This is a genomic window from Longimicrobium sp., from assembly GCF_036387355.1.
GTDB lineage: Bacteria > Gemmatimonadota > Gemmatimonadetes > Longimicrobiales > Longimicrobiaceae > Longimicrobium.
Window position 1 is genome coordinate 1 of record NZ_DASVTX010000345.1, and the last position, 11,041, is coordinate 11,041.

The 11,041-nt window shown below is 70.8% G+C and carries 12 protein-coding genes and 1 tRNA gene; 5 read left to right on the forward strand and 8 right to left on the reverse strand.

Annotated features, from left to right (window positions below):
• The first annotated feature begins 179 nt into the window (after positions 1 to 179).
• Complete coding sequence (locus VF665_RS15145; protein WP_331054278.1) at positions 180 to 1,775, forward strand: FAD-binding oxidoreductase; 1,596 nt, start codon at positions 180 to 182, stop codon at positions 1,773 to 1,775.
• A 248-nt stretch (positions 1,776 to 2,023) separates the two neighbouring features.
• On the opposite strand, the gene VF665_RS15150 is transcribed toward VF665_RS15145, so the two are convergent.
• Entirely contained in the window at positions 2,024 to 3,388 is a 1,365-nt protein-coding gene (locus tag VF665_RS15150; RefSeq protein WP_331054279.1) for a sigma-54 dependent transcriptional regulator, read from the reverse strand.
• Positions 3,389 to 3,585: 197 nt separating this feature from the next.
• Between VF665_RS15150 and VF665_RS15155 the strand changes: the two genes are divergently transcribed.
• Together VF665_RS15155 and VF665_RS25915 are read left to right on the forward strand one after the other, a co-directional pair.
• Positions 3,586 to 4,119: a DUF6438 domain-containing protein gene (locus tag VF665_RS15155; protein ID WP_331054280.1), complete on the forward strand. Its 534-nt coding sequence runs from the start codon at positions 3,586 to 3,588 to the stop codon at positions 4,117 to 4,119.
• A 299-nt stretch (positions 4,120 to 4,418) separates the two neighbouring features.
• Positions 4,419 to 4,859 (forward strand): cold-shock protein, encoded by a 441-nt coding sequence (locus VF665_RS25915; protein ID WP_349263140.1) that lies wholly within the window; start codon positions 4,419 to 4,421, stop codon positions 4,857 to 4,859.
• Positions 4,860 to 4,938: 79 nt separating this feature from the next.
• Here VF665_RS25915 and rpsU read toward each other — a convergent pair whose 3' ends face one another.
• Positions 4,939 to 5,148, reverse strand: coding sequence for a 30S ribosomal protein S21 (gene rpsU / locus VF665_RS15165; protein WP_170038383.1), 210 nt, complete (start codon positions 5,146 to 5,148; stop codon positions 4,939 to 4,941).
• Positions 5,149 to 5,496: 348 nt separating this feature from the next.
• Between rpsU and VF665_RS15170 the strand changes: the two genes are divergently transcribed.
• Entirely contained in the window at positions 5,497 to 5,988 is a 492-nt protein-coding gene (locus VF665_RS15170; protein ID WP_331054281.1) for a hypothetical protein, read from the forward strand.
• A gap of 760 nt (positions 5,989 to 6,748) precedes the next feature.
• Here VF665_RS15170 and VF665_RS15175 read toward each other — a convergent pair.
• Genes VF665_RS15175 through VF665_RS15180 form a run of 3 tightly spaced genes read right to left on the reverse strand, consistent with a single transcriptional unit; the run spans position 6,749 to position 7,696 of the window.
• Positions 6,749 to 7,216, reverse strand: a complete 468-nt coding sequence (locus tag VF665_RS15175; protein ID WP_331054282.1) for a hypothetical protein — start codon at positions 7,214 to 7,216, stop codon at positions 6,749 to 6,751.
• Between the two features lie 48 nt (positions 7,217 to 7,264).
• On the reverse strand, positions 7,265 to 7,447 hold the full coding sequence (locus VF665_RS26010) for an ATPase, T2SS/T4P/T4SS family (RefSeq protein ID WP_414678852.1): 183 nt from the start codon (positions 7,445 to 7,447) through the stop codon (positions 7,265 to 7,267).
• A 9-nt stretch (positions 7,448 to 7,456) separates the two neighbouring features.
• Positions 7,457 to 7,696: a hypothetical protein gene (locus VF665_RS15180; protein WP_331054283.1), complete on the reverse strand. Its 240-nt coding sequence runs from the start codon at positions 7,694 to 7,696 to the stop codon at positions 7,457 to 7,459.
• Positions 7,697 to 8,071: 375 nt separating this feature from the next.
• Here VF665_RS15180 and VF665_RS15185 point away from each other — a divergent pair, with 375 nt between their 5' ends.
• Positions 8,072 to 8,914 (forward strand): PAS domain-containing protein, encoded by an 843-nt coding sequence (locus VF665_RS15185; RefSeq protein ID WP_331054284.1) that lies wholly within the window; start codon positions 8,072 to 8,074, stop codon positions 8,912 to 8,914.
• 255 nt (positions 8,915 to 9,169) lie between these two features.
• Here the strand turns inward: VF665_RS15185 and VF665_RS15190 are convergent.
• From VF665_RS15190 to VF665_RS15200, 3 genes are all read right to left on the reverse strand, one after another.
• Positions 9,170 to 9,242: transfer RNA gene (locus VF665_RS15190), tRNA-Lys, on the reverse strand.
• A 71-nt stretch (positions 9,243 to 9,313) separates the two neighbouring features.
• The gene (locus VF665_RS15195) at positions 9,314 to 9,757 is read right to left on the reverse strand and encodes a nuclear transport factor 2 family protein (protein WP_331054285.1); all 444 of its coding nucleotides are present in this window, start codon (positions 9,755 to 9,757) and stop codon (positions 9,314 to 9,316) included.
• A 125-nt stretch (positions 9,758 to 9,882) separates the two neighbouring features.
• A complete protein-coding gene (locus tag VF665_RS15200) occupies positions 9,883 to 10,500 on the reverse strand; it encodes a pentapeptide repeat-containing protein (RefSeq protein WP_331054286.1) in 618 nt (205 codons plus the stop codon).
• Positions 10,501 to 11,041: the final 541 nt, after the last annotated feature.

Below are 11,041 nucleotides of genomic sequence, written 5' to 3' on the forward strand. Positions count from 1 at the left end.
CTGCTGCACGTTCCGAACGCTGCCGCCTCCCGGCCGGGGATCGACCGAACGGTGCCTGGTCTGCGAGGGGAGGACGACGGAGCCCACGTCCGCGGTCCCGGCTCCAGCGCCGGGGCGAACGGAAAGAGCTTGAACCCATCCCGGCGCGGCGTTGCGACCCGGTACAACGGACAGTTTCCATGACGGATCGGCAGCAGCAATCGACGGACTTCCCCGCCCCGCCGGCGGCTTTCCGCGGCGCGTTCAGCGTGGAGCAGGCGCGGCGGACGGCGTTTTCCGAGCATGCCGGCATCCTGCGCTCCGTCCCTTCCGCCGTCGCGGTTCCGGTGGATGCGGACGACGTGGCGGAGATCGTCCGGTGGGCGGCGGAGAACGGGCTGGCGCTGGTGCCGCGCGCGGCGGGAACGGGAATGCCGGGCGGCAACATCGGCCCGGGCGTCGCCGTCGACCTCTTGACGGAGTTCCGCCGGATCGGACCCGTGGACGCGGCGCGCAGGACGGTGCGTGTGGAACCCGGCGCCACCCTCGCCGCGGTGAACGCGGCCGCCGCCCCGTCTGGCCTCCACTTTCCGCCCGATCCGTCCAGCGGCGAGCGCGCGGCGTTCGGCGGGCTGATCGCCAACAACTCCGCCGGCGCGCACACCGTCCGCTACGGCGCCACACGGCAGTGGATCGAGTCGGTGGACCTCGTGCTCGCGGACGGCTCGCGCGCGACCGCCACCCGCGGCACGCGCCCGGACGCGCCGCGCCTGCGCGAGATCCTGGCCCGGGTGGACGAGCTTCTCGCGGCGCACCGCGACACCCTCGAGCGCGGCTGGCCGCGCGTGCGAAAGAACTCGAGCGGCTACGCCCTGCGCGAGTACCTGCACTCCGGCGACGCGGTGGACCTGGTCGTGGGGAGCGAAGGCACCCTCGCGCTGGTCACCGCCGCGACGGTGCGGCTGGAGCCGGTGAAGGCGCATCGCGGGCTGGCGCTGCTGGAGTTCACGGCGCTGGAGGCGGCGGGCGCGGCGGTGCACCGCATCCTGGAGTTGGACCCCGCGACGTGCGAGATGATCGACCGCACCTTCATTGACCTGGTGCGCGGCTCGGGAGAGGACCCGGGCTACCCGCTGCGCGAGGGGCTGGAGGCGATCCTGTTCGTGGAGATGGAGGGCGACTCTCCGGAGGAGGTCGCCGACGCACTGTGCGCCGTGGAGCGGGCGATGGCGGGGGTGGCGGACCGCGTGTCGCTGGCCGTGGATCAGGAGCAGCAGGAGCGCTTCTGGCACGTGCGCCACGCGGCCAGCCCGCTGATCGCGCGGATGGCGGGCCAGCGCGTGTCCATGCAATTCATCGAAGACGGCGTAGTGCCGGTGGACCGCCTGGCGGACTACATCCGGCTGCTGCGTGCGACCCTGTCCCGCCACGGACTCCCCGCGGTCATCTTCGGCCATGCGGGGGATGGCAACCTGCACGTGAACCCGCTCGTGGACGTCACCCGCCCCGGGTGGCGCGAGGACGCGGAGGCAATCGTGTACGAGGTGGCGGAGGGCGTGGCGGCGCTGGGCGGAACGATGGCGGGCGAGCACGGCGATGGGCGGCTGCGCGCGCCGGTGCTGCGGACCATCTGGGGAGATGAGATCACGGACCTGTTCCGCGCAGTCAAGAACACCTTTGACCCCGCGGGAATGCTGAATCCCGGCGTGATCCTTCCGCTCCCCGGCCAGCGCCCGCTGGACGCGATCAAGTACGCGGGGGTGCCGAAAACAGAAGTGCGGAGTGCGGAGTTCTGAGTGCGGAGTGGCGGGGTGGTGCTCAGGGTCAGGGCCCAGGGGGCAGGCGGAGAAAGAGGTGTGGTGCGGTCGGACGCTGGGGCCCTCACCCGGCTCGCTAAAGCTCGCCACCCTCTCCCACGAACGGATGTGGGAGAGGGGGCACACCCCCGCCCGAGAGGACGGGCGTAGGTCGCTCCGATAGCCGCGGCGTCGTACGGCGCCCTCTTACCGGCTCCCACGCACTCCGCACTCACGCACTCACGCACTCATTCCTTCCCCACCTTCTCCAGCCCATGCTGCTGGATCTTCGCGTGCAGCGTGCTGCGCGAAATCCCCAGCTTTTCCGCCGCGAGCGAACGGTTGCCGTTCAGCACGTGCAGCGCACGCTCGATGTGCCGCCGTTCCATTTCCGCCAGCGGCAGCACCTCCGCCGTGCCACGCGACGACTTGGCCGCGTTGCGCGCCCGCAGCGCCTCCGGCAGGTGCTCCAGGTCGATGCGCTCGCTCCCCACCGCCAGCACCAGCGCGCGCTCCAGCACGTTGCGCAGCTCGCGCACGTTCCCCGGCCAGGCGTACGCCGCCAGCGCCTCCGCCGCGCGCGGCGCCATGGAGTGCGGCGCGCCCGGGTGGCGCCGGCCCAGGTCCACCAGCGACCGGTGCAGCAACTCCATCACGTCCTCGCGCGATCGCTCGCGCAGGGGCGGAATCGTCAGCGGAAAGACGGAGAGGCGGTAGAACAGGTCCTCGCGAAAGCGCCCGGCGCGCACCTCGGCCTGCAGGTCGCGGTTGGTGGCCGCCAGAAGCCGCACGTCCACGCTCATTTCGCGCGTGCCGCCCAGCCGACGGAAGGTGCGCTGCTCCAGCACCTTGAGCAGCTTGGGCTGCAGCTCCGGCGCAAGGTCGCCGATCTCGTCCAGAAACAGCGTGCCGCGGTCCGCCACCTCGAACAGGCCGCGCTTCATCTCCCGCGCGTCGGTAAACGCGCCGCGCTCGTGGCCGAACAGCTCCGAATCCAGAAAGGTGCCCGAAAGCCCGGCGCAGTTGATCTCCACGAACGGGCCGCGCGCCCGCGGGCTGCGCGCGTGGATCATCTGCGCTACCCAGCTCTTGCCCGTTCCGCTCTCGCCGAGCAGCAGCGCCGTGGTGTCCGCCGAGGCGGACAGCATGGACACCTGCCGGGCGAGCGCGCGCATCCCCGGCGACGTCCCCAGCCCGTCATCTTCCGTACGCCCCGCCAGGCTGCGCGCCAGCGACTCGTTCGCGCGCCGCAGCTCCTGCTTTTCCGCCGCGCGCTCCGCCGCCGCGCCCACGTGCCCGAAGTCCACCGGCTTGGTGAGAAAGGTTTCCGCGCCGGCCTGCATGGCGTCCACCGCCGTCGCCAGGTCCGTGTGCCCCGTGAGCATGATGACCGATGCCCCGCGCGAAACGAGCACGTCCAGCACCTCGCGGCCGGACATTCCCGGAAGGTCCAGGTCCAGCAGCACCACGTCCGGGCGCGCCGCTTCCCAGCGGCGCAGCCCTTCTTCGCCGCTGTCGGCCTCGTGCACCTCCCACCCCGCGCGGCTGAAGTACCGCGACAGCACGCGCAGCACGCCGGGATCGTCGTCCACCACCAGAACCGTTCGGGGCATCGGCAGTCAGCAGATCAAGGGAGGAGGATGGCCCCGTTCGCGCGCGGGGCCCGCACCAAACTACGTGATCGGAGCGCGCCGCGCGCCCCGGCGCCCGCGGGACGGGCACGGATCCGGCGCAACCGCGCCGCGGCAGGCGGGTACAGAGGGCGTCCGTCCCGCGACCGAGCACCGTCCACCCGCGCACCCGTCCGTACATGATCCGCTCTGCCCGCACGCTCGCTTCCGCCGCGCTCCTTCTGCTCGCGGCGGCGTGCCAGCCCCCCAGGCCCGCGCCCGCCGCGGCGCCGGAGGGGGGCGCCGCCGCCGCCGGATCCGCCGCGGTGGACAGCCTGGTGCTCATGCGCACCCGCTGTTTTGGCACCTGCCCGGCGTACCGCGTGGTGCTGCGCCCGTCCGGCGAGGTGCGCTTCCGGCAGAGCTGGCCGGATTCGCTCCCGGAGCACCGCGCCACCATCGCGCCCGCGCAGTTCAACGCGCTCGTCGCCGGCGCGGACGCGGCGGGGTTCTGGGCGCTTCCCACGCTGATGGCGGAGAACACCGGTGTGTGCGGGATGGCGCGCACGGACTCACCCACCACGGTGGTGGGCGTGTACGGCGCCGCGCGCACGCACGTGGTGGAAGACTACTACGGCTGCACCCGCATTCCCGGCCCGCTGCGCGCCTGGGAAGCCCGCATTGACAGTGTGGCCGGCGTGTCCCGCTGGCTGGTGACGCCGGCCCACCGCTGACCCGCCGCCTGCCAGCGCGGCACGCCCCGCGGGGCCGCACGGGGCCGCGGAGTGCGCCGTGCTGGCGGTACGAAAGCCGCCCGGGATGAGCCGCGCCGCGGATAATGTGATGCGGCAAGGGCATTTCGGTGTGTCTGCCAGAGGCGGCGCCGATTTCTGGCGCTGTTCGTGCATCGCGGGGCATGCGGCCGCTTCCGGCTCCTGCAGCGACGAGATTCTTGGCGCGGGGACCAAAACGGCTTAGCTTGCGCCCGTTCGTCGGCGCTGCGCCTCATCACATCACAGCAAGTGGATTGGAAATGGCCAGGGAAGCGGGAACCGTCAAGTGGTTCAATCCGGAGAAGGGCTTCGGGTTCATTACCCGGGACAACGGCGAGAAGGACGTGTTCGTCCACCACAGCGCAATTCAGGGCGGCGGGTTCAAGACCCTGAATGACGGCGAGCGCGTGGAGTTCGACGTGGTTCAGGGCACGAAGGGTCCCGCGGCCGAAAACGTGGTGCGCCTTGACGCGCCGGCCGGCGGTGACAGCGGCGGTGGCGGCGGCTACGGCGGCGGTGGTGGTGGACGCAGCGGCGGTGGCGGCTACGGCGGCGGCGGTGGTGGACGCAGCGGCGGTGGGGGCTACGGCGGTGGCGGTGGTGGCGGCGGCTACGGCGGCGGGGGTGGTGGCCGTGGCGGCGGCGGGCGTGGCGGTGACCGCGACCGTGGCGGCTACGGCGGCGGTGGAGATCGCTGGTAGTTTCAGCGGTTGACCGACGGCCAAAAGGAAGGGCCCGAGCCAACTGGCTCGGGCCCTTCTCGCGTTGCGGTGCCGGAAATCAGAAGTCGTACCGGCGGGCGGCGCGCTTGCGGTCCTTGTGGCGGCGGCGCTCGGCGGCCTTTTCCTTCATCTTGCGCGCGACGCTCGGCTTCTCGTAGAAGCGCTTGCGGCGCATGTCCTTGAACAGGCCGGAGCGAATCATCCGACGCCGGAACTGCTTGAGCGCCCAATCGAGGCGATCAGTTTCCGCAAGCTGGATCTCGACCACGTCTACTCCCTTCTGAGGAACACAATCACGACCCGAGCAGAGGTGCCCAGGTCTGCGAAACTTCCGTGCGCGTTCCGCGCCTGATACCAAAGTAGCCGATTTTCCGCCAGAGTCAACTCCCCGGCCCGCGGCGCACCCTCGAACGCGGGCGCAATCGCCGGGACGCCCTGCCCGGATCGCGAGGCATTCCGCCGGTTTCCCTGCCCTCCCCCACCGCGTAGCTTCCCCCGGTCCGCGCTCCGCCGGGCCGGAACGCTTTCCGCATCGCGGGCCCGCGACCGCATTCACGCACGCCAGGGAGAGGGAATGGAGCCGACGCAGGGAGCAGGACCGACCGCCGGGGGCGGAGTGCCGCACACGGCGGCGCAGGCGCGGGTGCTGCAGGTAGTGCAGCCCTTTCTGCTGGGGCTGATGGACGGGTCCGTATCCACCCTGGCCCCGCTGTTCGCCGCGGCGGAGCTCACGGGCAGCACGCACGACGCGTTCTACGTGGGGCTCGCGGCCTCCGTGGGCGCCGGCATCAGCATGGGGCTGGCGGAGGCGCTCTCCGACGACGGCAAGATCAGCGGCCGCGGCAATCCGTGGAGCCGCGGCGGCATCACCGCGCTTGGCACCATCATCGGCGGCATGGGCCACACCCTGCCCTTTCTTCTCACGGACCTGCGGACGGCGCTGCTGCTGGCCTACGCCGTGGTGGTGCTGGAGCTGATCGCCATCGCCTGGATCCGCTACCGCTACATGGAAAGCCCGCTCGGCAAAACGATCCTGCAGGTCATCGGCGGCGGCGGGATCGTGTTCGTCATCGGCCTGCTCCTCGGACGGCTTGGCGGCGGCCACTGACGCGCGGGCCGGCTTCGGTTCTCCTCCGGGGATGATGCCCGTCTGCCGGACAGGTGGGGATGGCCATACCGGTCCGGGCGGCATGCTCACCGCACGCACCATGTCCGTCCCCGGAGATGGACCTGAACCGTGTCCGCGTACCCGGCCCGTACGGCGACGGGAGCGCGGAGCACATCGTGGCCGATTGCCGCGGCGGAAAGCGTGTAGGTTCCGGCCGGGAGCCAATCCCATCGAACCAGCCCGGTGGAATCCGTGGCGGACCGGCGCAGATGCACGTGGAGTTCCCGGGGGTGTGCGTGAAGCGACACGATCGCGTTCTGCACAGTGGCGTGTCGGTCCGTGGCTCTGGACGCACGAATCACCAGCGTGCCGACGCCCTCGGCGGCCTCCCCTGTAACTCCGCCTTGCTGCACCCTGATCCCGGCCGGCATAGGGTCCGGAGCCGGGCAGCCGGGCGTTCCGGTACGAAAGCATCCTCCGGCCAGCGTGCACGCCGCCAGCGCGGCCGCGAGTCGTAGCACCATCTGCATCCTGCCGCTGAAGTGTGCCACGGCTACAAGCTGCCCTCGCTCGTGCACCGTCCATCAACCTGGGGAGAAACGCGGGACCGTCTCGTGGAGGCCCGCCCGATCACCGACGGTACCGAGTCGATATCCGACACGCGGCGCGGATCAGAAGAACGGGGCACGAACGCTGTGCGGATGGAAACGGGATTTCCCGTGCCGCGGCGGCGTCCTGCGCCGCGGCAGCGGGAGCAGGGCTACGAGTTGGGCAGGACGACGACGGCGCCGGCCACGGAGCCCGGCCCCATGTCGGAGAGCGGGAGCAGGGCGCGCGCGTCTTCCGCGTTCAGGTACCGCATCTCGCGCACGGAGGTGATGGGGATCTCGTGCAGCGCGTTCACCGTGCCCAGCCGGGTGCGGTCGCGGAACACAAGGATCTGCCCCACCACGGCGGGCGTCTGCATGCGGCATCCGCCCGCAAGGCACCGGTTGGGCTGAATCTGCGCCGCCGACACCCGAAGCCATTCCGGGCGCCAGCGCTGCACGGCATCGTACGCCGTGCGGACTTCCGGTTGCGCCCGCAGCTCCTCCGGGGTCAGCGCGTTGCGCCGGTCGCTCCGGGTGTAGCGGGTGATTTCGCCGTCCGTTCCCGCGGAGTGCGCGGGGGCGCAGGCGGCGGCGAGCACGAGCGCGCAGGCGCCGGCCACAAGGTGAAGTCGAGTCATTCTGCCTCCAGGGTGATGGTGAACTTCCGCGAGTCCCACAAACCGCCTTCAGACAACCGGACCGCAACCAGCGGACGACCTGGCCTTCCCTCCCTCCCTCCGGCTGGCGGCGCGCCTGCCATCTGGGTGTTCCACGGTGATCACCTTTTTCCCGCGTGTATCGCGCAGCCCCAGCGCGGCGTACAGCGTCGCCGTCTTGCCGGACCCCGTGGGCCCGGCGACCAGGATTATCCCGTGCGGCTAGCGGGCCATCGCCTCCATCCCCGTCCGCACGTGGGCGGGCATGCCCAACTCGCTCAGCGCCACCGGGCGCCCGCCGCGGTCCAGCAGGCGCAGAACGACGCTTTCGCCGAACCATGGTGGGCACAGTAGACACGCGCACGTCCCGTTCGCGGCTTTCCAGGTGCACGCGGATGCGGCCGTCCTGCGGGCGGCCGCGCTCCCTGATGTCCAGTTCGCCGGCAGCTTGATGCGGCTCACGATGGTGTGGTGGAGCAGCGCGGACCGGCCGCGAGCGGGGCGGAAGAACGGCGGAATCGCGTTTCCGAACGAACCTAACCACGCCCGCCGGGGGCGACAAGCGCCGTCGGAAAAGGCGCGCAGAGCGAACAGTTCCCGGGATACCGCCGCCCTCCCAGCCGGTCCGGGCTCCGCACGCGGGCCAGGCACCCCGAGGTTGATGACGCGTGCGCGCGAAACGGACCGCATGGGCGGCGGCCACCGGCGCGCGGCATCGAGTTCCGGCTGCCCCGGCGCACCAGCCCAATCCGCGGGCGTGGCCACGACTACTGGAGTGTCCCCGGGCGGGGGGCGAAACACGTGAACTGGCCGGACTTTTGCGCGGTTTGCATCCTCATGAGCAAACACGACGAGCACTCCGGCGGCCTTTCCAACCGCCCCGGCGAGCCGGGTTCCGTCGCCAGCGGAGAGGAGGAATCCGCGGTCCCCGGCGGGCCGTTCCCCGCGGAGGAACCGCGGCCACACGCGAGCGAATCCGCGGAGCGGCAGGCCGCGCTCAAGCGCGGGCGCGAGCGCCGGGCCCATCCCGAATGTGATGACGCCGCGGCCACCCGGCTTTCCCAGTGGGCGGTCAACCCGGCGTTCGCGGCCCTGGCGGAAAACGTTCGCGACTACGCCATCTTTCTGCTCGACCCGCACGGCGTCATCACCTTCTGGGGCGAGGGCGCGCACCTGATGAAGTGGTGGACCCGCGAAGAGGCCGAGGGTGCGCATCTGCGCCTGCTGTACCCCGAAGGTGGCGCGGAAGACGGAACCGCGGAGGCGCATCTGCGGGATTCCGAGAGAACGGGAGAGTCGCACGGCGAGGGGTCCCGCGTCCGGCGCGACGGATCCACCTTCTGGGCCGACATCACGCTCACGGCGCTGCGCAATCCCGAAGGGGTGCTGATGGGATTCGCCAAGACGACACGCGACCTTTCCGCCCGGCGTGCGGCCGCGGCGGCGGTGGAGATGGCGCAGGCGGCCCATTCCGCGCGCGACCGGGCCGTGGAGACGGCGCGCGAAGCGGAAGCCGCCATGCAGCGCGCGGAAGAGGCGGCCGAGTTCGCGCGCGAGCAGGCGCGCGGCGAGCGTGAGTACCTCGCGCAGGTGCTGCAGCGGGAACTGGATGAGGATCGCGCCCGCAGCGCCGCCCTGCGTGAGGAGTTGGGCGCCGGCGGCGAGACTTCCGCATCGTAGCGGTCCGCCTCTACCGATCCGCCGTCCGGCGCAGTCATCCGGACTCCCTCTGCGGGGCGGCGTCCCATCCACTTTCCCCATCACAAACACGTCATCCATGAGGTCCGAAACCGGCTGCTGCCCTGAACCGCCGTCGCGGGCGGATCGCCGGATGCACGCGCGGGTCACAGAATTCGCGCGCGATCCCGCGGCCAGGAGCCAAATGCTGGACGGAAAAAAGTCCCCGGGCACGCGTGCGTGCCCGGGGACCCAAGGTGGGTCGGGTGGGACTCGAACCCACGACCAATCGGTTAAAAGCCGAGTGCTCTACCGGCTGAGCTACCGACCCGCTCGGCGAAGAAGATAGCGCACCCCGCCCCCTTCATCAACCGCCGCCCAGCACAATGCGGACGCGGGGGCTCACAGCACCGCCTGCATGGCCGGGGTGTCCACGTACGTTTCAAAGCGGCTCACCTTGCCGCGGCGCACCTCGAACACGTGCACGGCGCGGATGTCGAACGCCGTTCCCGTGGCGCGCGCCATTCCGCGCGTCCGGGCCATCACCACCACGCGCGTGCCGGCGGCAAACACCTCCTGCACTTCCACCCGCGAGTCCACGTGCTGCATGAGGCGCAGAAAGAACTCGCGCGCCTCGTCCAGTCCGTGGTAGCTGCCCCCCCAGGGAAGGTCCGGCGTCTGCTCGATCACCACGTCCTGCGTGAGCGTGCTGAACACGTCCAGCACGTCGCCCCGCCCGAACGCGTCGTACAGCGCGCGCACCAGCGCGATCGCCGCCTCCCCGTCCGCCAGGCTTGTGGCGGGCCGCGCGGCGCGGGGCGGCATGAGGGTTTCGGTCGCGAGCATGCAGAAAGCTCCAGAAAGGCGCGGCGGATGAAGGCGACGGGTTTCCTGCCGCAAAAGATCGGGCTTCGAACGCCCGTTCGCATGGGTCAAGCGCACCACATCCGTTCCCGCCGCCGCGCGGACAGTCACTCCGCGCGCACGTCCAGCCCCAGCGCCTGCGCGATGGTGATCGTCTGGTCGATGGTGATGATGGCGCCGCGCAGTTCCACGCTGGCGGGATCCACGGCGCTCAGGTCGCTGCCGCGCAGGTCGCACCCGCTGAAGTCGGCGCCGCGCAGCCACGCGCCGGAAAGGTCCAGGTCGCGCATGGACCCGCCCTGGCACCGCGCGCCGGCAAGGTCCGCCTCGCGCAGGTTCACGCCGCGGAACGAGGCCGTGCGCAGGTCGGCGCCGGAGAGCCCCGCGAACGACCAGTTGCCGCCGGTGACGGTCATTGCGTCAAAGGTGCAGCGGTCAAAGATGCTCCCCACGAACTTGCAATCGGCGAAGCGCGCGTCGTAGAACTTGCACGCCGCGAACGTGCAGTTCACGAACGCCGCGCCGTGGTGCACGGAGACGTTGAACTTCACGTTGCGAAAGGTGCATTCGGTGAACACGGCACCGGTGTTCTCCACCTCGGTCATGTCCAGGTCCACGAAGAGCACCTTTTCGTGGTTCTGCCCCGAGATGTCGTCGCCGCTCCAGTCCGCGCCCTGCACGCGGCTGGTTTCCGGCCCCGCGGCGCGGGCCTTCCGCTCAGCCATGGCGGCTTCGGGGCGGGAGGACGATGGAAATCCGGTTCACGTCACGCGTGTGCATCGCGGTCTGGAGTGCGGGATTGTGGATCGGCGGATGGAGGACGGCAATCTAGCGCCGGGCGGGGATCGGCGCCGGGGGGAGCGAATGAATTCGCCGCAACAACGGCGGAAAGTCTCCCCAAACTGACGGGGAGACTTCACCTGCACGGGGAGGAGGTTGCCGGTGCGCGCCACCCGTACCAGCGCCTCGATCTGCCTGAGCGGATGAATCCGCCGCTCGACCTGCTGGAAGCCCCGACACGGCGCCCTCAGGCGCCGTTCGGGGCTTCCACTGCACTGGGCACCGCTGCGGTGGCGAGGATGCAGTCCGCGGAGGCGGACTTCGTGTGTCTTGAGGCGCGGTTTCAACCCAGATCCTGCGTGGAAAAAGCGAGCACCGCTTGGAAGTAGTAGAATGAGAGTCACTTCCGCCAAGAAGCAGACCTCATCCGACTTCACCCAAACGGTGCTCACATGCAAGCTATTCCTCGGCGGCCTCATGTACAAG